The organism is Actinoplanes auranticolor (assembly GCF_018332655.1).
Classification (GTDB): domain Bacteria; phylum Actinomycetota; class Actinomycetes; order Mycobacteriales; family Micromonosporaceae; genus Actinoplanes; species Actinoplanes auranticolor.
Map to the genome: position 1 here is coordinate 98,835 of NZ_BOQL01000066.1, position 22,095 is coordinate 120,929.

The 22,095-nt window shown below is 73.9% G+C and carries 21 protein-coding genes; 11 read left to right on the plus strand and 10 right to left on the minus strand.

Annotated features, from left to right (window positions below):
* Positions 1 to 40: 40 nt before the first annotated feature.
* From Aau02nite_RS37090 to Aau02nite_RS37100, 3 genes are all read left to right on the plus strand, one after another.
* On the plus strand, positions 41 to 649 hold the full coding sequence (locus Aau02nite_RS37090; protein WP_246595721.1) for a MerR family transcriptional regulator: 609 nt from the start codon (positions 41 to 43) through the stop codon (positions 647 to 649).
* Entirely contained in the window at positions 646 to 2,982 is a 2,337-nt protein-coding gene (locus Aau02nite_RS37095; protein ID WP_212993300.1) for a VIT domain-containing protein, read from the plus strand. Before Aau02nite_RS37090 ends, Aau02nite_RS37095 begins: the two co-directional genes overlap by 4 nt.
* 85 nt (positions 2,983 to 3,067) lie before the next feature.
* A complete protein-coding gene (locus Aau02nite_RS37100) occupies positions 3,068 to 4,042 on the plus strand; it encodes a ricin-type beta-trefoil lectin domain protein (RefSeq protein ID WP_212993301.1) in 975 nt (324 codons plus the stop codon).
* Positions 4,043 to 4,072: 30 nt separating this feature from the next.
* On the opposite strand, the gene Aau02nite_RS47565 is transcribed toward Aau02nite_RS37100, so the two are convergent.
* The 6 genes from Aau02nite_RS47565 to Aau02nite_RS37130 form a co-directional block, all read right to left on the minus strand.
* Positions 4,073 to 8,653, minus strand: coding sequence for a multicopper oxidase domain-containing protein (locus tag Aau02nite_RS47565; protein ID WP_212993302.1), 4,581 nt, complete (start codon positions 8,651 to 8,653; stop codon positions 4,073 to 4,075).
* Between the two features lie 17 nt (positions 8,654 to 8,670).
* Positions 8,671 to 9,420 carry a DUF2182 domain-containing protein gene (locus Aau02nite_RS37110; RefSeq protein ID WP_212993303.1) on the minus strand — a complete coding sequence of 250 codons (750 nt, stop codon included), beginning with the start codon at positions 9,418 to 9,420 and terminating at the stop codon, positions 8,671 to 8,673.
* Positions 9,417 to 10,097: a DUF1326 domain-containing protein gene (locus Aau02nite_RS37115; RefSeq protein ID WP_212993304.1), complete on the minus strand. Its 681-nt coding sequence runs from the start codon at positions 10,095 to 10,097 to the stop codon at positions 9,417 to 9,419. The genes Aau02nite_RS37110 and Aau02nite_RS37115 overlap by 4 nt, the downstream gene beginning before the upstream one ends.
* A 13-nt stretch (positions 10,098 to 10,110) precedes the next feature.
* Positions 10,111 to 11,850 (minus strand): PKD domain-containing protein, encoded by a 1,740-nt coding sequence (locus Aau02nite_RS37120; RefSeq protein ID WP_212993305.1) that lies wholly within the window; start codon positions 11,848 to 11,850, stop codon positions 10,111 to 10,113.
* A 72-nt stretch (positions 11,851 to 11,922) separates the two neighbouring features.
* Positions 11,923 to 13,092 (minus strand): zinc-dependent alcohol dehydrogenase, encoded by a 1,170-nt coding sequence (locus tag Aau02nite_RS37125; protein ID WP_212993306.1) that lies wholly within the window; start codon positions 13,090 to 13,092, stop codon positions 11,923 to 11,925.
* Complete coding sequence (locus Aau02nite_RS37130) at positions 13,089 to 13,514, minus strand: hypothetical protein (protein WP_212993307.1); 426 nt, start codon at positions 13,512 to 13,514, stop codon at positions 13,089 to 13,091. Before Aau02nite_RS37130 ends, Aau02nite_RS37125 begins: the two co-directional genes overlap by 4 nt.
* Positions 13,515 to 13,611: 97 nt before the next feature.
* Here Aau02nite_RS37130 and Aau02nite_RS37135 point away from each other — a divergent pair, with 97 nt between their 5' ends.
* Entirely contained in the window at positions 13,612 to 14,061 is a 450-nt protein-coding gene (locus Aau02nite_RS37135) for a DUF4383 domain-containing protein (RefSeq protein ID WP_212993308.1), read from the plus strand.
* A 74-nt stretch (positions 14,062 to 14,135) separates the two neighbouring features.
* Here Aau02nite_RS37135 and Aau02nite_RS37140 read toward each other — a convergent pair whose 3' ends face one another.
* Positions 14,136 to 15,050 carry a manganese catalase gene (locus tag Aau02nite_RS37140; RefSeq protein WP_212993309.1) on the minus strand — a complete coding sequence of 305 codons (915 nt, stop codon included), beginning with the start codon at positions 15,048 to 15,050 and terminating at the stop codon, positions 14,136 to 14,138.
* 143 nt (positions 15,051 to 15,193) lie between these two features.
* On the opposite strand from Aau02nite_RS37140, the gene Aau02nite_RS37145 reads away from it, so the two are divergent.
* The 3 genes from Aau02nite_RS37145 to Aau02nite_RS37155 all read left to right on the plus strand — a co-directional run bounded on the left by Aau02nite_RS37145 (position 15,194) and on the right by Aau02nite_RS37155 (position 17,767).
* Positions 15,194 to 15,688, plus strand: coding sequence for a DUF2243 domain-containing protein (locus Aau02nite_RS37145; RefSeq protein WP_212993310.1), 495 nt, complete (start codon positions 15,194 to 15,196; stop codon positions 15,686 to 15,688).
* Complete coding sequence (locus Aau02nite_RS37150) at positions 15,685 to 16,440, plus strand: cytochrome c oxidase assembly protein (RefSeq protein WP_212993311.1); 756 nt, start codon at positions 15,685 to 15,687, stop codon at positions 16,438 to 16,440. Before Aau02nite_RS37145 ends, Aau02nite_RS37150 begins: the two co-directional genes overlap by 4 nt.
* Positions 16,441 to 16,504: 64 nt before the next feature.
* The gene (locus Aau02nite_RS37155) at positions 16,505 to 17,767 is read left to right on the plus strand and encodes an Nramp family divalent metal transporter (RefSeq protein WP_212993312.1); all 1,263 of its coding nucleotides are present in this window, start codon (positions 16,505 to 16,507) and stop codon (positions 17,765 to 17,767) included.
* Positions 17,768 to 17,803: 36 nt separating this feature from the next.
* Here the strand turns inward: Aau02nite_RS37155 and Aau02nite_RS37160 are convergent, their stop codons facing one another.
* A complete protein-coding gene (locus Aau02nite_RS37160) occupies positions 17,804 to 18,442 on the minus strand; it encodes a response regulator (protein ID WP_212993313.1) in 639 nt (212 codons plus the stop codon).
* Positions 18,443 to 18,472: 30 nt separating this feature from the next.
* Between Aau02nite_RS37160 and Aau02nite_RS37165 the strand changes: the two genes are divergently transcribed.
* From Aau02nite_RS37165 to Aau02nite_RS37175, 3 genes are read left to right on the plus strand one after another with little or no spacing between them, the layout of a single operon-like run.
* Positions 18,473 to 19,120 carry an ATP-binding protein gene (locus Aau02nite_RS37165; protein WP_246595722.1) on the plus strand — a complete coding sequence of 216 codons (648 nt, stop codon included), beginning with the start codon at positions 18,473 to 18,475 and terminating at the stop codon, positions 19,118 to 19,120.
* Between the two features lie 56 nt (positions 19,121 to 19,176).
* A complete protein-coding gene (locus Aau02nite_RS37170) occupies positions 19,177 to 19,956 on the plus strand; it encodes a manganese catalase family protein (RefSeq protein ID WP_212993315.1) in 780 nt (259 codons plus the stop codon).
* Positions 19,957 to 19,970: 14 nt separating this feature from the next.
* Positions 19,971 to 20,156 (plus strand): hypothetical protein, encoded by a 186-nt coding sequence (locus tag Aau02nite_RS37175; protein WP_212993316.1) that lies wholly within the window; start codon positions 19,971 to 19,973, stop codon positions 20,154 to 20,156.
* A 77-nt stretch (positions 20,157 to 20,233) separates the two neighbouring features.
* Here the strand turns inward: Aau02nite_RS37175 and Aau02nite_RS47570 are convergent, their stop codons facing one another.
* Together Aau02nite_RS47570 and Aau02nite_RS37185 are read right to left on the minus strand one after the other, a co-directional pair.
* Positions 20,234 to 20,842: a class I SAM-dependent DNA methyltransferase gene (locus Aau02nite_RS47570; RefSeq protein ID WP_212993317.1), complete on the minus strand. Its 609-nt coding sequence runs from the start codon at positions 20,840 to 20,842 to the stop codon at positions 20,234 to 20,236.
* A complete protein-coding gene (locus Aau02nite_RS37185; RefSeq protein WP_246595723.1) occupies positions 20,839 to 21,201 on the minus strand; it encodes a PIG-L deacetylase family protein in 363 nt (120 codons plus the stop codon). Before Aau02nite_RS37185 ends, Aau02nite_RS47570 begins: the two co-directional genes overlap by 4 nt.
* 392 nt (positions 21,202 to 21,593) lie before the next feature.
* On the opposite strand from Aau02nite_RS37185, the gene Aau02nite_RS37190 reads away from it, so the two are divergent.
* Complete coding sequence (locus tag Aau02nite_RS37190; protein ID WP_212993318.1) at positions 21,594 to 22,094, plus strand: hypothetical protein; 501 nt, start codon at positions 21,594 to 21,596, stop codon at positions 22,092 to 22,094.
* The last annotated feature ends 1 nt before the right edge of the window (position 22,095 follow it).

The window sequence follows — 22,095 nt, forward strand, 5'->3', positions numbered from 1 at the left end:
TCGCGAACTCGTGACATTGACACTGTCATATGACAGTGTCATGGTGGTGGGCGTGTGGACGATGGACGAGTTGGTGGAGCGGGTACGCCAGGCGCTGGCGGCCGAGTACCCCGGTGCGCCCAACGGCCGGGTGCGCGACGTGCCCGACCGGCGGGCCATCCGGTGGTACACGACCACCGGGCTGGTGGACCGGCCCGCCGGGATGCGCGGGCGCACCGCTCTGTACGGGCCGCGGCACCTGCTGCAGCTCGTCGCGGTCAAGCGGCGTCAGGCCCAGGGGCACTCACTCGCGGCGATCCAGGCCGAGCTGGCCGGGGCCAGTGACGCCCAGCTGGCGGTTGCGGCCCGCGTACCGGAAAGCCTGCTGGCCGGCGCCGACGAGCCCGCGGTGGCGGACGGCCCGGTCCGGCCCCGCTTCTGGGCCTCCGCGCCGGCGGCGGCCCCGGCGACCGCTCCGGCCCCACCGCCCGCGGCGGCACGCCCGGTGGGTGGCGTCGCGCTGGGCGGGGGCGCGATCCTGGTGCTTCCGGTACGCCCGGACGCCGCCGACTACGCCGCCATCGCCACCGCCGCCCGACCCCTGCTGGACCTGCTGGCCGCCCGTGGCCTGCTCGCCGGCGACACCCTCGACGACGGGAGCCCGTCATGACCATGTCCGTCACGCCGATGGATCCGGCGGAGCTCGGCCGCGTCCGCATCCTGCCCGACGCCGGTCTCGGCGCCCTGCACACCGACCGCGGCAACCTGCCGCTGGACCGGCTGGACGTGCAGGCCGCGATCAGCGGTCTGGTCGCGCGCACCACGGTGACCGCCGAGTACGTCAACGCCCACGACACCCCGCTCGAGGCGACGTACATCTTCCCGCTGCCGGACCGCGCCGCCGTGACCGGCATGACGATGACCGCCGACGGCCGCACGGTCGAGGCCGAGCTGCAGGAGCGGGCCCAGGCCCGGCAGAAGTACGACCAGGCGATCGCGGCCGGTCAGCGCGCCTCCATCGCCGAGGAGGAACGCCCCGACGTGTTCACTATGCGGGTCGGCAACATCCTCCCCGGCGAGCGGGTCACCATCGCGTTGACGCTGGCCGGGCCGCTGCCCTGGGAGGACGGCGCCGCGACGTTCCGGTTCCCGCTGGTGGTGGCGCCGCGCTACGTGCCCGGGGCGCCGCTGCCCGGGCCCGCGGTCGGCTCCGGACAGGCGCAGGACACCGACGCGGTGCCGGACGCCTCCCGGATCACTCCCCCGGTGCTGCTGCCCGGCTTCCCGAACCCGCTGCGGCTCCGCATCGGCGTCGACATCGATCCGGCCGGGCTGGGACTGGGCGAGGTCCGCTCCAGCCTGCACACGGTGACGAGCGAGGGCGGCCGGGTGGAGATCGCGCCCGGTGAGCGCGCGGACCGCGATCTCATCCTGCGGCTGCCGTACGCGGGTGACGGCTCCGGGGCGGTGTGCGTCCCCGACCCGACGGCGGACGGCCCCGAGGGTACGTACCAGGTGGTGCTGGTGCCGCCGGACGACGCGGCCACCGCCGCCCGGCCCAAGGACGTGGTGCTGCTGCTGGACCGCTCGGGCAGCATGGGCGGCTGGAAGATGGTCGCCGCCCGCCGCGCCGCCGCCCGCGTGGTCGACACCCTCACCACCGCGGACCGGTTCGCCGTGCTGACCTTCGACCACCAGGTGGACCGCCCGGACACGCTGGGCACGGGCCTGGCCGAGGCGACCGACCGCAACAGGTTCCGCGCGGTCGAGCACCTGTCGCGCGCCGACGCCCGCGGCGGCACCGAGCTGCTCGTCCCGCTGCGGGAGGGGCTGAGCCTGCTCGCCGACTCGGGCTCCCGTGAGCGGGTGCTCGTGCTGGTCACCGACGGCCAGGTGGGCAACGAGGACCAGATCCTGGCCGAGCTCACCGGCCTGATCGGCGCCACCCGGGTGCACACCGTGGGCATCGACCGGGCCGTCAACGTGGGCTTCCTCGGCCGGCTCGCCGCACTCGGCGCGGGCCGCTGCGAGCTGGTGGAGAGCGAGGACCGCCTGGACGAGGCGATGGCGCAGATCCACCGGCGCATCGCCGCGCCCGTGCTCACCGACGTGACCGTCACCGCGGAGGGGTTCAGCATCGAGCCGGCGCCGGCGCAGACGGTGTTCCCCGGAGTGCCGCTGGTGGTCTTCGGCCGCTACACCGGCACGGCCGGCGGCGCGCTGACGGTGCGCGGCCGGACCCGCGACGACGAGGAGTTCGTGCGGCAGATCCCGGTCCGCGACAGCGCCGAGCCGGCGGTCACGGCGCAGTGGGCCCGGGCCCGGCTGCGGGAGCTGGAGGACCGGTACCTCACCGGACGACACGAGCTGGAACAGGCCATCGTGGCCACCTCGCTGCGGTACGGGGTGCTCTGCCGGTTCACCGCGTACGTGGCGGTGGACAGCCGGGTGGTGACCGAGAACGGCGAGGTCCGCCGGGTGACCCAGCCGGTGGAGTCGCCGTCGGGCTGGGACATGTTCGACGCCCCGGCGGCCGGGGGCATCATGCTGACGTCGATGTCGGCGCCGGTCCCGCCACCGGCCGCCGCGCCCCGGGCCAGCGGTTTCGCGCCGGCGCGGGCCTCGTCGATGCGGTCGGGGCCCAAGCCGTTCGCCCAGCTGCCGGCCGTGCTCCAGACGGCGGGCCGCAGCGGCAAAATGGCGGCTCCGGGCAGCTCCCCGCTGACCGTGGCCGACCTGAAGGCGATCGTGGCGATCGAGGCGACCCGGCTGCGCGAGGCCGAGGGACGGTCGGCGCTGGAACGCCGCGATCTGCTGGCCGACCTGGCCAGCCGGCTGGGCGCTCTGCTGGAGGGCCGCGACGACGCGGAGCTCAAGGCGCTGCGGGACCTCGTGGACCGGCTCAAGGCCGGCGGCGGGCTGCCGGAGAAGTGGGCGCTGGCCCGCGAGACGCTGGACGGCTTCGCACCGCCACCGGAGCGCAAGGCCTTCTGGAAGCGCTGACCGCAGCGCAGGCCGGGCGCGCGGGCGCGGCCGGGCAGCCAGGCGGGTGGCCAGACCGGGCAGCCGGACGGCCGGGGAGCCGGTCGTGACCGATCGAGGTACGGTGCAGGTCGATCTTTGGTGGCGGAGACGACGGGACACGATGACCGACCGGGACGACGAGGCCGATCCGCTGCTGGTGCGTCCGTACCTGCGGGACGAGCCGGGCGGCACGCCGCCGCACGCCTCCGGTCAGACCTGGCCGGAGGCCGCGGCGGAGACTGCGGCGGAGACTGCGGCCGACCCCGTCCCGCCACCGGCGCCCGAAGCTTCCCCGCCGGAGCTGGCGCCCGCTCCCCCGGCACGGAGAGCGTGGCGCCACCGCCCGTTGCTGGTGCTCTCCCTGGTCGTGGTGCTGGTGGTGGCCGGGGTGGCCGGTCTGGTGTGGGCGTTGCTGCCCGAGCCGGGCCCCAGGACCGCCCTGCCGGTCGACGTCCCGCTGCCCAGCATCGCGGTCCCGGAGCCGACGCCGGCCACCGCGGATCCGCCGCCGGCTGTGACCTCCCGGACCACCGCGCCGACCCGCAGCCGCAGCTCGAGCAGTCCCACGGCCTCCTCGGCGCCGGCTTCCGCCGCCACCACCCGGACGACGCCGTCCCGGGCCGCCACGACGACCAGCCCGCCCACCGACCGGCTCGCGCCGCCCCCGGCGGACCGGGTCGGCCGGATCCACGGCCTCGGCGGGCTCTGCCTCGACCTCAACGGCGCCATCGCCGTCGACGGCAACCACATCCAGGTCTTCACCTGCAACGAGACCGCCGCCCAGGTGTGGACGGTGGCCACCGACGGCACCCTGCGGGTCGTCGGCCGATGTGCGGTGGCGGCCGGCGACGGCACCGTGCGCCTGGCCGGGTGTGACGGCCGCCGGTCCGGGCAGTGGCAGGCCGGTCAGGACCGGACGCTGGTCAACCTGGCCGGCGGCGGCTGTCTCACCGATCCGGGTTCGGGCTCCCGGTCGGGAGCCGGCGTGCGGATCGAGAGCTGCGCCGGCGCCGACCGGCAGCGGTGGCAGCTGCCCTGACCGGTCCGGTCCGGGCAGCCGCGCTGGGACTCACCCGATCCGGATGATGCCCCACAGGCCGTTCTCCACCGACCAGCGGAACGCCCCCGACCGGTACGCGTGATCGCCGCGATGCCGGGCGGTCATCCGCAGCGTGCGGGCCGTCCCCGCGGTCAGGCCGGAGAACGAGCCCTCCCACGGGCCGTCGTCCTGCCACGGTGCCACCGGCCAGGCCATCCCGTGCACGGTGAAGCTGTGGTTGCGCGGCTTGTCGGCGGCGCCGAGCACGTGCAGCCACAGCTCCTGGCCCACTTCGGCCTCCCAGAGCGGCGTCGGCGGGTCGTCGCGGGTCAGCACGTCGCGGGGATGGGCCAGGGCCGAGCCGTAGTTGATGCCCTTCTGACCCGCGTCCTCGGGATCGTCGCCCGGGACCACGTCGCGCACCGGCAGGTCCGGGTTGCCCGCGACGAAGTGCCGCAGCCCGTCCTGGACCAGCAGCACCTGCTCGTTGGCGACCACCCGGCCGTGCTCGTCGCGCAGCACCACCTGCGGCCCGGTCCAGCGTTCCCGGCCGGTGACCGGGTCGGCCGGGGTGACGTCGTCCGGCTCGACCACCAGCGCGCCGATCAGGCCGTGGTGGCGGTGGTTGCGCACGTCGGCCATGTCCTGCAGGCCGCAGACCTGCCCCGGCCCGTCGGTGTACGACGGCGGTGCGAGGTGCTCGTCGACGTACCACCAGTATTCGCGCCAGTTCGTCTCCTCGTGCCCGTGCGACGCCGGATCCCGGAAGATCACCTGACCGGTCCCGGTGTGTCCGCCGTGGCCGGGGTCGTGGGCGGGCAGCGGGCCGACCGTGCCGTCGTGGTTGGTGCCCACGTTGGCGCCGTCGTCGCTGACCACGTCGTAGCGCACGAGGCCGGGGTGCAGCGACACCCGGGGCGAGACCGTGCGTTCGCTGGGGTGGCCCAGGTCGTCCAGGCGTTCCAGCGGCAACCGCGGCGGGGCCGGCTCCACTCCGAACGGCGGCAGCACCGGGTCGTCCGGGTCCGGCAGCAGCTCGTTGATCAGCATGACGCGCACCCATTCGCCGGAGCGGGCGCGCAGCACCAGCGGCTCACCGGTCCGGTCCACTCCGACGGCACGGCGGCGCATCCGCTCGGAGCCCTCCTCGACCGGTTCGTCGCGCCAGCCCGCGGCGGTGGCGAAGATCAGGCCCCACGGGTCGGTCAGCCGACGGCCGTCGTACTCGTGCTCGTGGCGGCGGGCGGTGACGACGAACTCGCGGACCCGGTCCCCACCGGCTCCCCAGGCCACCGCGGGCCGGGGTGGCAGAGTGTTGTCCGCGATGGTGCCGGGCAGTGGCGGCAGGGTTTCGAGGTTGCCGGCGCTCGGGGTCAGCGCCCGGACCAGGCCCCAGCAGCCCAGCCACAGGTCGTCCATGGCGGCGAAGTGCCACAGGTGGTCGCCGTAGGAGTAGCCGCCGGCGTCGGCCGGGTCGATGTCCAGGGTGAAGGTCTCGGAGATGCCGATGGTCTGCTGGTCGACCAGCACCGACCGGTCGTTGTGCCACTCCCGGCGCCAGCGCAGCCCGTGCGTGACGAAGCTGTGCTGCTCCTCGTGCGAGCCCTGGATGAGCCGGATCCGCAGCCGCTCCCCCGGGTACGTCAGGATGATCTCGGTGTCCGGGTCGCCCGGCTCACCGCTGCTGCTGAACCACTGCGAGGGGTCGTCGCCGCGGAAGGTCAACGGCGCGCAGCGGTAGTTGACCGCCATCGCGCCGGGGTCGTCGTCGCCGCTCAGCTCGTGCGGCGGGTTCAAGGGCCGGCCGTCCGCGTCGACCAGCGGCACGAAGTCCCCGATCGCCAGGCAGGCCTCCCGGTACGGCGGCAGCCCGCTGTCCACCGGCGGCAGCACCACCGCCTGCGGCCCGGACCACGCCACCGTCTCCTGGTCGGGCAGCAGCCACCGAGACCCGGGCGGCTCGGCGATGAGCGCGGCGAACAGCCCGTGCTTCTGCCGGTAGTTGGCCAGCAGGTGGTCGTGGAAGAAGCACGGCCCGAACTCCTCGTCGACCACCCAGCGGTGGAAGCTGACGTTGGCCGGCGGGTCCCCGGGCTCGGCCGGCGCACCGGCGACCACCTCGGGGCAGCTGGCCCCGGACAGATAGTTGAAGCCGGTGGACGAGCCGTCGGCCGCCAGCACGTCGAACTTGACCAGGTGCACGTGCAGGCCGCACTCGACCGGCAGCATCGGCAGGTCGAAGCCGTCCGGACCGATCGTGCCGAGCTGGTTGACCATGCGCAGCTCGACGATGTCACCGTGGTTGGCCCGGGGGAAGAACGGCTCGATCCGCTCCGCCGGCGGCGCGAACTCCACCGGTGCGCCGTCGCCGACCGCCGGGTCGGTCACCGTGACCTTGGTGATCCGGTAGTGATGTCCCCGCGGGTCGCGCCAGCCACGGGAGTTGTAGGGCACCTCGCCGGTGCGGACGCGGATCTCGTAGCTGACGGTCCGGGGCGCGGGCAGTCCGGCGGCGTCGTTCCAGGCGCGGGCGTCGCCGTCCAGATCCACGAAGAGCGCGCCGGGCCGTGGGTCGGCGACGACACCGGGCGCGAACGCGGCCAGCTCCTTCGCCGAGTGCGGCGGCAGGCCCAGCAGCCGGCGGCGGCCACCGAGGAACTCCCGCGTCACCGCGGGCGGCGGCGGCGCCTTCTGCGGGAACGTGGCGTCGACGAACCACGGGAAACCGGGCTGCTGGTCGGTACGCGGCTCCGGGTCGCGTCCCGGCAACGGCCGCAGCGGATGCACGGGCGTGCCGTCCGGGTACGCGCTGACCGACCCGTCGACCAGCCGGTCGAAGCTGCGCCACAGGCCCCACATCCCGTGGTGGAAGTGCGGGTACAGGTGGCAGTGCCAGATGATGTCGCCGGGCGCGCGCTGCCGGCTGCCGGAGCCGTACAGCGGGTCGATGGTGACGGCGGTCTGCGGGCCGATCGTGATCGAGTCGATCAGCTGCGAGCCGCGCGGCTCCCCCGCGCGGAACACCGAGGGGTGCGCGGTGTCCTGCGGGACCGCGCGCCACTGATGCACGTGCAGGTGGAAGACGTGGGTCTCCTTGACGCCGGCGTGCACCAGGCGGACCCGGGCCGGGTCGCCCCGGTAGGCGCGGAAGATCGGCGTCACCGGATCCCCGAACAGCCAGGAGCTGTGGTGCTGTTCCTCGCCGGCCACGCGTTCGAGGAAGCGGCCCTCGTGGTCGCGGCCGATGTGGAAGATCTCGCTGAGCTCGTCGTCGACCTCGATCGCGACGGCGGCGAAGTCGATCTGGCCGGGCGGCGGCAGGGGCCGGGCGGCGGTCGCCTCCGCGTAGCGGCGCATCCGGTGCGGCAGGCGCTGGGGCATCGGCTCGGCCCGGTAGGACAGCGGCATGACGCTGTGCTCGCCGATCAGCAGCTGGCCGCTGTGCACCTCGGGCTCGTCGTGCATGAAGACGGTGAACTCGCGGTGGCTGTGCGGCACCCCGTCGAGGTGGAAGTCGACGAAGTTCGCCGCCGGCTGGTCGCCGGGCACGATCACGTCCGCGTACGGGCCGTCGGCGAACGCCGTGCCGGTCAGCAGCTCACCGGTCTCGGGGTCGTGCCAGGTGGCGCCGGCCGGCTCGACGACGAAGGCGCCGAACAGCCCGTGGGCGTTGGTGCCGCGCTGGGTCCCGCGGACGTCGCCGAGGTCGTTGACGACCCAGACCCCCTCGCGGGCGGCGTGCCAGTGGTAGGTGCGGCGCTGTCCCGGCCGTACCGTGGTGGGCTCGTTGCGGCCCACCGCCGCGCCGTCGTCCGTGCGCACCGAGCCGGCACCGTCGCCCTGCAGGTGCAGGCCGACCCGGCGGCCGCGGATCTGGTTCTCGAAACGCACGTCGACGCGCGCGCCGAGGGCGGCCCGCAGCACCAGGGGACGCACCACCGGCACCGGGCGCAGCGGGTTGAACCGGTTGTAGGCCGGGGTGTGCTCGCCGAGGCCGCGCACGTCGGTGCGGTGGTCGTTCAGCAGCAGCCGGCGTACCCGGTCCAGGCCGAGGCCGCTCTCCCGGGCGAGGTGCCGCAGGGCGACGTGGTCGTCCGCCTCGAGCTTGGCCAGCCGCTCCTCGAACGCGGTCCGGGCCGCCGCGAGCCCGGCCGCGAAGCCCGCCGCCCACTGGGCCCGGGTGGCCGCGTCCGCGGCGAGCGCCCTGACAGTGCCGTCGGTGACCAGAGTGAGCGCCCGGACCAGCTCGTCGACGGTCGCCCGCAGGTTCTGGGTGATCGTGTGCCGCCGCGGGTCCAGCCCGCTGTCGTCACGCTCGCCGATCAGGTCGGCGGGGTCCGTCCCGTAGGCCATCAGCGGGTCGCCCGGGCCGAGCCGCTCGCGCATACGCTCGTAGCGGTCCAGGCCGTCCACGATGAGCTGCAGATGCTGGATGCGTTCGTGGGTACGGGGCAGGAACCGGTCGTCGTCGTCCCAGCGGGCCCGGGCCCAGTCGAGCAGCGGCACGTACGCCCGCAGCGTGTAGAGCAGTCCGTCGGGATCGTGGTCGCCGTCGTCGGTGTACACGATCGGGAACTGCAGGGCGACGACGTCGTAGGTCAGGTCTGGCATCGGGATCTCCGGAGGGGTCAGGCGGTGAAGATCGTGTCCACGCCGAGCAGCAGGGAGCAGCCGGCGATGAGCGCCGCGGCACCGGCCGGGCGGACCAGCACGGCACCGTGGCGGGTCAGGCGCTCGGCCGCCGTCAGCGCGGTGAGCAGCGCCATCGCGATCAGCGAGCCGGCCCCGGCGACCAGGCCGACCGCCATCAGCGCCCAGCAGCAGCCCACGCACGACACCGCGTAGCGCACCGCGATGTCGGCGGCCTCGGCCCAGGCCGGGTGGACGCCGCGCCAGCGCAGCATGGCGACGCCGCGGGGGCTCCGGCAGGCCGTCAGGCACCGGTCCTTGACCGCGCTGAACTGGTAAGCGCCGGCGAGCACCAGCGCCGCGCCGAGCAGGGCCCGCGGGTGGTCCAGGACCCAGGACCGGCGTTCCAGCCAGGCGCCGGCCGCCACCTGGGCCGTGACCAGGACCGCTCCCGTGCCGGTCCAGACGGCCACGTACGCGGCGGCGACCAGCGCCACGACCGCCGGCGCGGCACCGCGCGCGGCCAGCAGCCGGCGCATGAGCTCCAGCAGCGGCAGCGTGGTCGGCAGCATCATCGCGACCACCATGACGAGCCAGCCGGTCAGCGCCGGGCCGGCGGCGGTGGTGGTGTGCTGATGCCCGGAGCGGTGCGTCACCGTCATCGCCAGCCAGGCGGCCACGGCGATGACGGTGACGCCGCCCCAGAGCAGGACCCTCCCCCGAAGGGCCTGCTGCTGCGGAAAAGTCACCGGGGCACCACCGCGGTCGCGGCGGCGTTGACGTAGCGGAACCGGCCGCGCATGGCCGAGCGGCCGCGTACGTCCAGGTAGGCGCCGGGCAGCGCCGGCACGCGGACGGCGAGCTGGTCCGTGCGGTGCGCGACCACCTGGCCGGGGCCGGCCACGCTGAGCTCGGTGTCCAGCGCGGTGTGGGTCAGGGTCAGCGGCTCGTCCTCGCCGCCGAACACGGCCGGGTTGCCGGTCACCTCCACCAGCCCGGCGCCGGCCACGGGCGCCTGGGCCGGCCGGCCGACGAAGATGTGCCAGCCGGTGCGGTCGGCGCTGACCTCGATGCGGGCCCGGCTGCGCTGCAGCACCGCCCCGCTGACCGAGGCCAGCTCGGCCAGCGGCCCGTCCAGCTCGCCGCTGAAGGCGGCGGCGAGCAGGGCGAACTGCTCGTCGTCGGCGGCCTCGTCGACGAAGACCGCGGTGGTGGTGGCCCCGGCGCGCCGGCCGCCGGAGTGCGTCGACACGCTGACCACGCGCAGGCCGCCGACCGCGGTGCCGCCGATGGTGGCGGTGCCGTCGAGCTGCCAGGCGAACAGGCCGGTGCAGTGGTCCTCGTCGGGCGCGTCGTCGAGCCAACAGGGACAGATCAGGGTGCAGTCGCAGGCCTCGGTGAAGACGCCGGTGATCGAGTAGCCCATGGTCGCTGTCCCCTCAGTCCCGGATCGTGACGGGGCTCGACCCGGCGCCGCCCCGGCTGGTCGTGACGTCCACGCGTGCCCCCGGCCCCGGGGTCAGACCGGTCTCTCCGGGGATCACCGTGCGGCGTACGTCCCAGGCGAAGGTGGTGTCGACCGGCGCGCTCCCGATCTCCAGGCCGTCCAGGGCCACCGTGACGCGGTCCGGCAGCGGGCCGGTGGCGGTGCCCTCGATGCGCCAGCGTCCCGAGTCGGTGCGGAACTCCGCGCGGTCGACGGTGACCGTGTCGGTGCCCGGCACGGCCGGGCTGACCTGCACCGACACGGTGTCGGTGGCGCTGCCGGCCGCCGACTGCACGGTCAGCCGGAACTCCAGCGCCCCGGCGGCGGGCGCCACGAAGGTCGCCCGGACCTGGTCGGCCCCGGTCAGCGTGACGGGCGTCCCGGCGATCTGCTCCCAGCGGTACGCGAGCTCGGCGCCGGTACTGGCCCCCGCGTCGAGCGTCACCGCCTCGGCCGCCGTCGCCAGCCGGTCGGGTCCCGCCGCGGCGGTGAGCGGGTCGGGGTCCGCGGCGGGCCCGGCGACCAGCACGTGCCGGGTGTCGCTGCCGCCGTGCGAGGAGGCCACGGTGATGGTGGTGGGCGGCACGTCGACCGCGGCGAACTCCTGCTTGCCGGCGGTGAGCGGGCCGAACCCGGCCACGGTCAGCACCGGCGGGTCGTCCAGGTCGGACGAGGCCGCCTCGACGCTGAGCCGCTGCCGGGCGAGGTCGTAGTCGGCGACGGTCACGGTCACGGCGTCGGTCACCGCGATGGTGGTGACGGTCGGCGGGACGTCGCTGGTGTTGACGACGTCCACGGTGGCCGGCACCGCGGTGGCGGCGGCGCGGACGTGGTAGCCGGTGCCCGAGCCGGTCATGGTCGCGCCGGCCGCGTGCAGGGTCTGGCCCGGCTCGCTGGTCGCGAAGACGTCCAGCACCAGGCGGCCGGAGCTGCGCGAATACACCGCGCGGGTGGCCTCGGCGCCGGCCACGGTGGAGATCCGGCCCTGCAGGGTGAACAGGTCCGTGAAGACCTTGTCGAGGTTGCCGGGGTCGGCCGGGTCGGGGGTGGCTCCGGCCACGTCACCGGCGCCGGGGCCCTCGACGCGGAAGAAGTCGAAGCCCAGCGGGCTGCCGGTGATGGTGTGCTCCACCCCGCCGTCGCCGAGGTAGCCGCCGGGCGCGTCCGCGCTCCAGCGCAGGAACGGTGCCACCTCGCCGTCGGTCACGGCGGTGTCGAACAGCAGCGGTGCGGCGCCGACGTCGTCGGTGACGGACACCCGGCCGTTCTCGTCGGCCACCAGCGGGTCCGTCTGCCCGTACGGGTGGGTGAAGGTGTAGGCCGCGCCGGGGATGCCGCCGTCGAGGCGCACCCGGACCCGGGCGAAGACCTGCTGCTGGTCGTCGGCGACGGCGCCGGTGCCGGCGAAGGCGGCCTCCAGGGCCAGCACGACCCGGGCCCGGCCGGGCCGGGCGGAGCCGCCGATCGGCAGCTCCGCCCCGGCCAGGAAGTAGAACGCCTCGTCCGGGAAGTTGCGCGGGAAGCTGACCGGCGCGGCCGGATCGGGCAGGTCGCCCAAGGCCGGGGTACGCGGATCGAGCGGATCGAACGCCGGCTCCAGGCGCACCCCGGCCGCGTCCTTGTACCAGCGCGGAAAGCCGTGGCGCGGGTCGACGGGCCCGCGCGCGGACAGCCGGCTCGGATTGTGCTGCATACCGGTTCCTCCCGTGGTGTCGCACCGGTGGTTGCAGTGAGACAGAGCATCGGGAGGTCCCGATTGATACACCTAGGGCACGAAGACGGCCCGTACGCAGTTGTCCTCCTTCTCCTTGAAGATGCGGTAGCCCTCCGGCGCCTCGGCCAGCGGCATGACATGCGTGGCCAGGTGCTCGGTGACCAGCTCACCGCGGGCCATCCGGTCCAGCAGCATCGGGATGTAGCGCTGACCGTGCATCTGCGCCCCGCGCATCGTCACGCCCTTGTTCATCAGCGCGCCCAGCGGGAACTTGTCGACGAATCCGGCGTAGACCCCGAGCACGAAGACCGAGCCGCCCTTGCGGCAGGCGTGCACCGCCTCGCGGACCGCCACCGGCCGGTCGCTCTGCAGCCGCAACTGCTGCTTGAGCTGGTCGTACGCGTACTGCGGGCCCTTGCCGGCGGCCTCCATCCCGACCGCCTCGATGCAGACGTCGGGTCCCCGGCCACCGCTGCGCTCGCGCAGTTCCAGGGCCACATCGGTCCGCTCGAAGTTGAGCGTCTCCGCGCCGATGTACTTCTCGACCTGCTGCAGCCGGTTGTCGAGGCGGTCGATGACGATGACCCGTTCCGCCCCGAGCAGCATCGCGGCGCGCGCCGCCATCTGCCCGACGCCGCCGGCCCCCCATACCGCCACGACGTCACCGGGCTTGACGCCGCCCAGGTCGGCGCCCATCCAGCCGGTGGCGGCGGCGTCCGAGGCGAACAGGGCCCGTTCGTCGCTCACCTCGCCGGGCACCGGGAACGCGCCGACGTCGGCGAACGGCACCCGGATGTACTCGGCGTGACTGCCGGGGTTGCCGCCCATCGCGTGCGAGTAGCCGAAGCAGCCGCCCGGCGCCTGACCCCACAGCGTCTCGGTGATCGCCGGGTTGGTGTTGCCGTTGTCGCACAGCGAGTAGAGCTCCTGCTCGCAGAACCAGCACTTGCCGCAGGAGATGAACGACGACACGACGACCCGGTCACCGACCCGGTGGCGGCGGACCTCCGGGCCCACCTCGACCACCTCGCCGAGGAACTCGTGGCCCAGCACGTCACCCTTCTCCATGAACGGGATGTAGCCGCCGAGCAAGTGCAGGTCCGAGCCGCAGGTGACGGTGCGCCGGACCTTGACGATGATGTCGCCGGGATTGCGCAGCTGCGGGTCGGGCACGTCACCGACCGCGAGCTTGTTGACCCCCTGCCACTGCAGTGCCTTCACAGCAGACCTCCTTCACGGCCGTGGGCGGTGGCTTCCCGCAGCGGCTTGTTGAGCGGGGTGGGCTCGGTGGTGGGGCCGCCGGGCAGCAGCACGTAGCCGACCTCGAGTTCCGAGCGGGCCTCGCGCAGCGCCCGCCGGATGTCGCCGTCGGACACCTTGCCGGACCGGGCCCGGGCCGAGATCTCGGTGCCCCGGCCGCCCGGCGCCGGTTGCCGCCGGATCTCCACGGCCTCGCCGAGCTCGGCGAGCGGCGCGGGCAGGCGACCGGTGCCGGCCTCGTCGAACGCCCGGTTGACGGTGATGACGTGGCGGCGTCCGGCCGCCTGCGTACTGCTGCGGCGGGCCGCCGCGATCCTGGTTGCCGTCACGGCACCGGCGGCAGCCGCGCCGGCCGTGAGGAGAGCTTTTCCGCTGATTCGCATCGAAGGGGAATACCGGCCAGAGCGTCGTCTAAACAGCGTTTGTGCGCGCTCGGTCACGGGCATCCGGGCGTTCCCTTTGAGACAAGGAGTAAAAACCATGTCCAGTACTTCTCCCGCGGCCGCGGCCCGGACGCGGACCCGCATCCAGACCGCCGCGCTCGCCGTCGGCGCGGTCTTCGTGCTCGTCGGCATCCTGGGCTTCATCCCGGGCATCACCAGCGACTACGACACCATGGCCTTCGCCGGGCACCACTCGGAGGCCAGGCTGCTCGGCATCTTCCAGGTGTCGATCCTGCACAACATCGTCCACCTGCTCTTCGGGCTGGCGGCCTTCGCGCTGGCCAAGACGGTCTCCGGCGCCCGGATGTACCTCATCGCCGGCGGCGCGATCTACCTCGTGCTGTTTCTGTACGGCCTGGTCGTGGGCGACGACAGCTCGGCCAACTTCGTGCCGGTCAACACCGCCGACGACTGGCTGCACCTCGTTCTCGGCCTCGGCATGATCGGGCTGGGCCTGGCTCTGTCCCCCAAGTCCGTACGCCGGTAGTCGCGGTTCTTCCGGAGACAAAGGAGCCGGGTCGCCTCCGTGGCGACCCGGCTCCTTGGATTTCCCGGTGGTGCTCAGTCGAGCGCTCCCTTGACCTTGTTGACCACGTTGGCCAGCCCCTGGGCGTGCGCGCCGGCGCCGGTGCCCGGCTTGCCCTTGCCCATCGAGCCGTCGTAGGTGACGTACAGCTTCGGGTCCGGGGCCGGGCCGAGCGGCTTGTCGTCGGTCAGCGGCTGCGCGTCCGGCACGTACTCGAGCTGCTCGCCGAGCAGCGACTGGCCCTGCGCCCAGCGGCCCTCACCGGCGGTGCTCTCCGGGTCGAAGCTGTAGAACGTGCGGCGGGCGAACTCCTTCTCGTCCCCGCGGTTCGAGCCCTCGATCTCGTCCTCGACCAGACCGTCGGCGATCAGGTTCTCGATGCCGAGCAGCCACTGCTGCTGGTGGTACGTGTCGCGGGCCAGGTTGAACTGCAGCATGTCCTTGACCCCGCGGTCGTCGGTCATGTTGTAGACCCGGCTGGTCATCAGCCGGCTCTGCGCCTCGGCGGCCACGTTGGACCGGAAGTCGGTCAGCAGGTTGCCGCTGGCGGCGATGTAGCCGGCGTTCCACGGCACACCCTGCGAGTCCCGGGGCAGCGCACTGCCGCCGCTGACGATCGCGTGCTGCGGGCTCTGCCCACCGAGCACCGCGGCCAGCAGCGGGTTCGCCGCCGCGGCCTTCTCGGTCGCCACGGACGGCGCACCCTCGAGCAGCCGGGCCAGCATGGTCGTGAGCATCTCCACGTGACCGATCTCCTCGGTCGCGATGTCCATGATCATGTCCTTGTACTTGCCCGGCACCCGGCAGGACCAGCCCTGCCACAGGTACTGCATCATCACGGTCATCTCACCGAACTGGCCACCGACCAGCTCCTGCATCTTCGCCGCGAGCAGGGCGTCCGGCTTCTCCGGCTTGGCCTGGAACTGCAGGTAGTCGACGTGCTTGAACATCAGAACCTCCATAGCGGTGGGAACGGCACGACGACTCAGCTACCCGGCCCGATGGCCCGGCCGGGCCCGCCCCCGGCCCTTCGGGGCCGACCGGTGGCCCGTCACCGACACATGAACCGCCGCCGCGCGGGTAGGCGCAGATCATGGCGAGACTCCTGCGCGCTCCCGGGCTCCTGCTCGGCATCGGCCTCGGCGGCTTCGTCGACGGCATCCTGTTGCACCAGGTGCTGCAGTGGCACCACCTGCTGACCGGCACCGACTCCGACCGCATCGGCGTGCGGTACTACTCCCCGGACACGGTCGAGGGCCTGCGGATGAACACCCTCTTCGACGGGCTCTTCCACGTGGTGACCTGGCTGTTCGTGCTCGGCGGGATCGGCCTGCTCTACTCGCGGGTGACCCGCGACCGGCGGGCCGCCTGGACGTCGCGGGCGCTGTGGGGCTGGATGCTCGCCGGGTGGGGCCTGTTCAACCTGGTCGAGGGCCTCATCGACCACCAGATCCTGGGCGTGCACCACGTCCGCGAGGGCGCTGACCAGCTGTGGTGGGACCTCGGCTTCCTGGCGCTGGGCGCGGTCCTGATGGTTGCCGGCTGGGCCCTGCAGCGCGGTGCGGACGAGCGCGTACCGGTCCGGTGACCGGGCACGTCCCCAGCCTGGGACTGCCCGTCCTCGTGGCGTTGATCGCCCTCGGCTATGAGTGGCGGAGTCTGCGGGTGGCCGGGTGGAGCCCCTGGCGGGGTGTCGCGTTCCAGACCGGCGCTGCGGTTCTGATCGTGGGGCTGGCCCTGCCGGTGCACGACTTCACCGGGCACGCGTCGCAGCATCTGCTGGTGGCCATGGTGGCGCCGCTCGGCCTGGTGCTGGGTGCGCCGGTGACGCTGCTGCTGCGTACCCTTCCGGTCCGGACGGCCCGTCGCCTGACCCGCCTGTTGCGCAGCCGCCCGGCCCGGGCCCTGGCCCATCCGGTCACCGCACTGGTGCTGACCACGGGCGGCCTGGTGGCCCTCTACCTGACCCCGCTGTACGCCCGGATGCTCACCGACCCGGCGCTGCACCAGGTGGTCACGATCCACTTCGTCCTGTCCGGTTTCCTGTTCGCGTGGGTGGTCGCGGGCGCGGACCCGGCCCCGCACCGACCGTCCGTACCGGCGCGGCTGGTGCTGCTCGGGGTGGCGATCGCGGCCCACGCCACCCTCTCGCAGCTGCTCTACGCCGGCGCGTACGTCCAGGTCCCGGCGACCGCCGCGGACCGGCAGGCGGGGGCCGACCTCATGTACTACGGCGGCGACGTGGCCGAGCTGCTGCTCGCCTTCGCCGTGGTGCAGTCCCGTGCGGCGACCCGCAAGGTCACCGGACGGATGCACCGGCCCGCCGTCCCGGCCCGGTGACGCCTGGCCCCTGCGGGTCAGCAGCTGGCCCGGCTGTGCCGCCGCACGGGGAAGGTGACGGGCCATGGTCGTCCTGGATTCCGCCGCTCAGCTCATGCTGCCGCTGCGCCGGCGTGCCGCGCGGGTGGCTCCCTGGTTCGGCCCCGCGTTCGTGGCCGCCATCGCCTACGCCGACCCCGGTAACTTCGCCACGAACTTCACCGGCGGCGCCACGTTCGGCTACCTGCTCGTCTGGGTGATCGTCGCGGCCAACCTGATGGCCATGCTGATCCAGTCGCTGTCGGCCAAGCTGGGCCTGGTGACCGGCCGCGACCTGGCCGAGCTGTGCCGCGAGCACCTGCCCCGCCCGGTGTCGCGCGGGTTGTGGGTCCAGGCCGAGCTGGTGGCCATGGCGACCGACATCGCGGAGATCATCGGTGGGGCGCTGGCGCTGTACCTGCTCTTCGGGATACCGCTGCCGGTGGGCGGCCTGATCACCTGCGTGGTCGCCTTCGCCCTGCTGGGCTTGCAGCAGCGCGGGGTACGGCGCTTCGAGACGGTGATCGCCGGGCTGCTCGGCGTGATCCTGCTGGGCTTCCTCTACAACGCCTGGCGGGCCGGGGCCGACCCGGCCGGTGTCGCCGGAGGCATGGTGCCGTCCTTCGCCGGCGTCGACAGCCTGCTGCTGGCCACCGGCATCCTGGGCGCCACGGTGATGCCCCACGTGATCTACCTGCACTCGGCGCTGACCAAGACCCGGTCGGACGCGGCCACCGCCGCCCCGGGACGGCTCCGGCAGGCATTGCGCTACCAGCGTGTCGACACGCTCGTGGCGCTGGGCCTGGCCGGGCTGGTGAACCTCGCGATGCTGGTGATCGCCGCGCGGCTGTTCTTCGGTTCCGGCATCCCGGGCACCGACACCCTCGAGGGCATCCACGCCGGGCTCGGCCTGACCCTCGACAACTACGCCGCGCTGGCCTTCGCCCTCGCGCTGCTCGCCTCGGGCTTCGCCTCGTCCAGCGTCGGGACCTACGCCGGCCAGGTGGTCATGCAGGGCTTCATCGGCCGCAGCATCCCGCTCACCCTGCGCCGGGCGCTGACCATGGCCCCCGCCCTGCTGGTGCTGGTGCTCGGCATCGACCCGACCTCCGCGCTGGTCTGGTCGCAGGTGGTGCTCAGCTTCGGGGTGCCGTTCGCGCTGATCCCGCTCGTCTGGCTGACCCGGCGGCGCGACATCCTGGGCGAGCACGTCAACCGGCCCACCACCACCGTGGTGGCGGCGGTCGTTGCGGCGCTGATCGTCGCGCTCAACGTCTTCCTGCTGATCCGGACATTCGCCGTTTCATGACGACCGGGTCGGGCAACCGCTCGCCATGCCAGTGCGTCAGAGGATCCCGGCACTACCGGCCAGCGCCGCCGCCTCGGTGCGGCTCGACACCCGCAGCTTGCGGAGCAGGGTCGCCGTCAGCCGTTTCACGGTGCGCTCGGAGACGTGCAACTGCAGAGCGATCTCGGTGGTCGTGGCCCCGGCCGCGATGAGCTGGAGCAGCTGCCGCTCCGGGGCGTCCAGATCCACCGGCGCGGGCCGGTTGCCGCGGCCCGGCCCCAGCAGGGCGCCGAGCAGTTCGGCCGGCAGCACGGCCCAGCCGTCGAGAATCGACAGCAGTGGCTGCAGCACGTCGGCGACCTCACTGGTCTTCGGCAGGAAGCCCTCGGCGCCGGCCCGCAGCGCCTCCAGCGCCGGGGCCGGGTCCTCGTCGCCGGACATCGCCACGATCCGCACCCGCGGGCTGGACCGCCGGATGGCGGCTATCGCCCGGACCCCGCCCGGCGGCGGCATGTGCAGATCGACCAGGACCAGGTCGGGCACCGTACGCCGGACCAGGCTCGCGGCCGAGGCGGCGTCCCCGGTCGCCGCCACCACCTCGGCCCGGCCCCCGCTGACCTCGGGCAACAGCAGCTCAAGACCCCGGACGAACAGAGGATGGTCGTCGACGACGATGACACGAATGTCCTTCTGCATGAGGCGCGTATGCCCGAGCGAGGTCCACTCATGCGTCTGAGGCGAACGCCACGACCCGACCCGTCGCTCCTGTTGCTGCGCAGCGTCTGCCACGAGCTGCGCCCGCCGGTCGCCACCCTCACCTCGCTGGTCCGCGCCCTGGAGTCGCAGCCGTCCGAGATCCGCCGGGGCGAACTCGCCCGGCTGGCCGGCGAGCACGCCTCTCACGCCGAGGCGGTGCTGAAGCAGGCGGCCGCCGCCGCTGCCGGTCTGGCCGAGGCTTCCGACACCGCCGTACCGCTGGACCGGGTCCTGCCGGTCGTCGCCGCGGCCGTGCCGGCCGACCGCCTGGCCGTTTCGGTCAGCGCCGGCGCGGGCCGCTGCCTGGTCTCCGGCCGGCACACCCGGCAGATCCTGCTGAACCTGCTGTCCAACGCCGCCCGTTACTCCCCCGGCGAGATCAGACTGACCGCCGCGGTCCGGCGGCGCCGACTGCGGCTGACGGTGGCCGACCAAGGCGCGCTGACCGACGACCTGCGGCACGCGCTGCACCGGCGCACACCCCCGGAGGGTACGAAGGGCCTGGGCCTGTGGGTCGTGCGTCATCTCATCGACGCCCAGCGCGGGAGCTTGCGGGCCCGCGCCCTGTCCCCGCGCGGGGTGGCTCTGGAGGTCACCCTGCCGCGCCGCCGACGTTGACCCGTTCGGGCCACCCACTGGCCTGGAGAGGACGCCCGGACGGGCACTTTGCCATCGTGTTCAACCACGTCAAGCAACTGCGGTTCGAAGCCCGGCCGGACGGCCCGGACGCCGCCTTCGCGCGGCGCCTCCAGGACGCCCTGGGAGGCCGGTGGGGGGCACTGACCGTCGCGAACCAGTACCTGATGCAGGGCTGGACCTGCCGGCTGCCGGGCAAGTACCGCGACCTGCTGCTCGACATGGGCACCGAGGAACTGGCCCACGTGGAGATGCTGAGCACCATGATCACCCGGCTGCTGCAGGACGCGCCGCTCACCGCGAACGAGAACGAGGACAACCCGGCGCAGTGCGCCGAGATCTACTCCGCCCACCTGGTGCAGGCCGGGGCCGGGCCGCTGCTGGCCGACAGCAACGGGGTGCCCTGGAGCGGCTCGTACGTGACCGCCAGCGGCAGCCTGCTGGCCGACTTCCACCTCAACGTGAGCGCCGAGGCACAGAGCCGGCTGCGGCTGGCCCGGCTGTTCCACATGACCGGCGACCCCGGCGTCAAGCAGATGCTGCGTTATCTGCTGGCCCGCGACACGATGCACCAGAAGGTGTGGCTGGCCGCCATCCAGGAACTGCGCGACGACGGCATCGAGCACATGCCGGTGCCGGAGGCGTTCCCCGACGCCGTGCCCGACGACGCGTACGCCCGTACCTACCTCAGCTTCTCCGACGGCGAGGACGCCGCGGCCGGCGGGTGGGCGGACGGGGTGCCGTACGAATCCTCCCCCGCACCCGAGGGCCAGTCACCCGTCCTGCCCCCGGCCGATCCCCGCCTGTACTGCTCGTGAAAGGAGTGCCCGTCGTGCGCAACGCCCCCTTCTTCCGCACGTTCGTCGCGTGCGCGTATCTGCTGGCCCTGGTGCTGCACGGCCGCTGGGACGGCCGCACCGCGGGGCTGGCCCTGGCCGTGCTGGCGGTGTGGGCCGTGCCGGTGATCCGCGACGCCCGGCGCAACCGTGGCGCGGTCCGCGCCGCGTCGGCCCGCTGACACCTCGCCGGCCACCGGGGCCAGGGGGGCGGCCACAGCCCGGCCGTCGTGGGCGGGCACGACAACGGCGATCCGGCTCAGCACAGACCCTCGCGCTCGGCGACCGACCGGGGCGCCGGGGGTGTGCGCGCGTAGACCTCCAGCAGGAAGTCGGCCTCCACGTGCTGGGCCGTCAGCGCCAGGCCCGGGGTGGCGTCGAGGCGGGCGTGGACCTCCTCGCCGGGCCGGGCGTGCTCAGCGACCGGCCGCCGCCAGTGCACCGCGACGAGATCACCGCCGGGCTCCAGCGCGGCGACGGTCTGGGCGATGAGCGCGTCCAGGTCGGTGTCGTCGAAGTAGTAGCCGAGCTCGGAGAGCACGATCAGGTCGAAGGTCTGGCGGGGCCACTCGTAGGGCATCCGGGCCTGGGCGACCGTGACGTGCGGCTGGGCCGCCAACCGGTGCGCGGCGGTGGCCACCGCGGACTCGACCGCGTCGACGGCGAGCAACGCGGCGCAGCGTGGTGCCAGCCGGGCGGTCAGCGCGCCCGTCGAGCAGCCCGGCTCGAAGGCGGAACGGTAGCGGGCGTGGGGCAGGGCGGCCACGGTGAGACCGTGCTTGCGGTTGTCGTACCAGCGGGAATCGAAGCTCCAGGGGTCGGGGCTGTCGGCGTACATCTGCTGGAAGTAGCCCAGCGGTGTGCTCACGCGAACACCACCTCGAACGGGCGGCGGAAGCGGGCGAGCACGTGCGGCGGCAGGATCGCCGCGTCGGCCGGATCCGGCCCCAGGTCCGCGATCTGGCTCGGGAAGGCCTGGATCGCCGCCTCCTTGGCCTGCCGCGCGGCGCCCGGCAGATCGATCCGCCGGGCCCGGTCCCAGGGCACCCGGTCGTCACCGGGCCGGGCCCAGTGCCAGGCCCAGATCGGATACTCCAGCAGCCGCGCCCCGGTCGCCGCGCAGGCGGCCGCGGCGGCCCGGCCGACGCTCTCGTGGTCCGGGTGCCCGTCGCCGCGCCAGGTCGCCAGGCACCAGCGGCCGGGCGTGAGCCGCGCGGGTGCCGGCACCGGAGCACCACGGGCGGTCGCCGCTGAGCGCCCACTCGCCGTCCTTGTCGCGGGCGGTCACCGACGCCGGCGCTGCGGCCCAGACCCCCCAGATCTGGTCCGGGGCGGGCGGGCCGGCATCGCCGAGCTCCGCGCGGATCGCCGCGGCGTCCGCGTGTCCCTCGCTCAGCCGGGCCAGCACCGGGTCGTGGCGGGCGAGGGTGGCGAGCCGCTCGAACCGTTCCAGGGTTCGGCCGGACCCGGGTAACGGGAGATCAGCGACGTCGAGCACGACGCTTCCCTACCCGGACCGGCCCGGCGACAAACGACGCAGCAAACGACGCAACTCGCATGGCGCCGCAGTGTCGCCATGTTGGCTTTACATGGCGCCACGATGATGCCATGATGGCGTCATGGACCTCACGTCATATGTCGCACGGCTCCGGGAGGAGCTGGCCGGGGCCGCGGAGCTCGGTGGCCCCGACGCCCGGGAGCTGGCCGACCGGCTCACCGCACCGATGGAGTCGGCCTTCCGGCTCGCTCTGCTCGACGCCCTGTCCGCCGCGGCGGACGAGATCACCCAGGACCTCGCCCCCGGCTCCGTCGAGTTGCGGCTGCGCGGTGGCTCACCCGGTTTCGTGGTGACGCCGCCGCCCGCCGAGCACGCGGCCGAGACCGCGGCGCCGGAGCCGGTCGACACCGCCGACTTCGCGGACGACGGCGCGGTCTCGCGGATCAACTTCCGGCTGCCGGACCAGCTCAAGACCCGCATCGAGGAGGCGGCCGGCCGCGAGGGCCTCTCGGTGAACGCCTGGCTGGTCCGGGCCAGCACCGCCGCCGTCCAGGCCGGCGACCGGCCGCGCACCTCCCGCGCCCCGCTCAGCGGGCAGCGCTACACCGGTTGGGCGCGCTGAC

Excerpts from the sequence above, each read along its gene's own strand:
- Aau02nite_RS37090 (WP_246595721.1), top strand. The coding sequence starts at position 41 with ATGGTGGTGGGCGTGTGGACGATGGACGAGTTGGTGGAGCGGGTACGC.
- Aau02nite_RS37095 (WP_212993300.1), top strand. The coding sequence starts at position 646 with ATGACCATGTCCGTCACGCCGATGGATCCGGCGGAGCTCGGCCGCGTC.
- Aau02nite_RS47565 (WP_212993302.1), bottom strand. The coding sequence starts at position 8,653 with ATGCCAGACCTGACCTACGACGTCGTCGCCCTGCAGTTCCCGATCGTG.
- Aau02nite_RS37115 (WP_212993304.1), bottom strand. The coding sequence starts at position 10,097 with ATGGGCTACTCGATCACCGGCGTCTTCACCGAGGCCTGCGACTGCACC.
- Aau02nite_RS37120 (WP_212993305.1), bottom strand. The coding sequence starts at position 11,850 with ATGCAGCACAATCCGAGCCGGCTGTCCGCGCGCGGGCCCGTCGACCCG.
- Aau02nite_RS37130 (WP_212993307.1), bottom strand. The coding sequence starts at position 13,514 with ATGCGAATCAGCGGAAAAGCTCTCCTCACGGCCGGCGCGGCTGCCGCC.
- Aau02nite_RS37135 (WP_212993308.1), top strand. The coding sequence starts at position 13,612 with ATGTCCAGTACTTCTCCCGCGGCCGCGGCCCGGACGCGGACCCGCATC.
- Aau02nite_RS37140 (WP_212993309.1), bottom strand. The coding sequence starts at position 15,050 with ATGTTCAAGCACGTCGACTACCTGCAGTTCCAGGCCAAGCCGGAGAAG.
- Aau02nite_RS37145 (WP_212993310.1), top strand. The coding sequence starts at position 15,194 with ATGGCGAGACTCCTGCGCGCTCCCGGGCTCCTGCTCGGCATCGGCCTC.
- Aau02nite_RS37155 (WP_212993312.1), top strand. The coding sequence starts at position 16,505 with ATGGTCGTCCTGGATTCCGCCGCTCAGCTCATGCTGCCGCTGCGCCGG.
- Aau02nite_RS37160 (WP_212993313.1), bottom strand. The coding sequence starts at position 18,442 with ATGCAGAAGGACATTCGTGTCATCGTCGTCGACGACCATCCTCTGTTC.
- Aau02nite_RS37165 (WP_246595722.1), top strand. The coding sequence starts at position 18,473 with ATGCGTCTGAGGCGAACGCCACGACCCGACCCGTCGCTCCTGTTGCTG.
- Aau02nite_RS37190 (WP_212993318.1), top strand. The coding sequence starts at position 21,594 with ATGGACCTCACGTCATATGTCGCACGGCTCCGGGAGGAGCTGGCCGGG.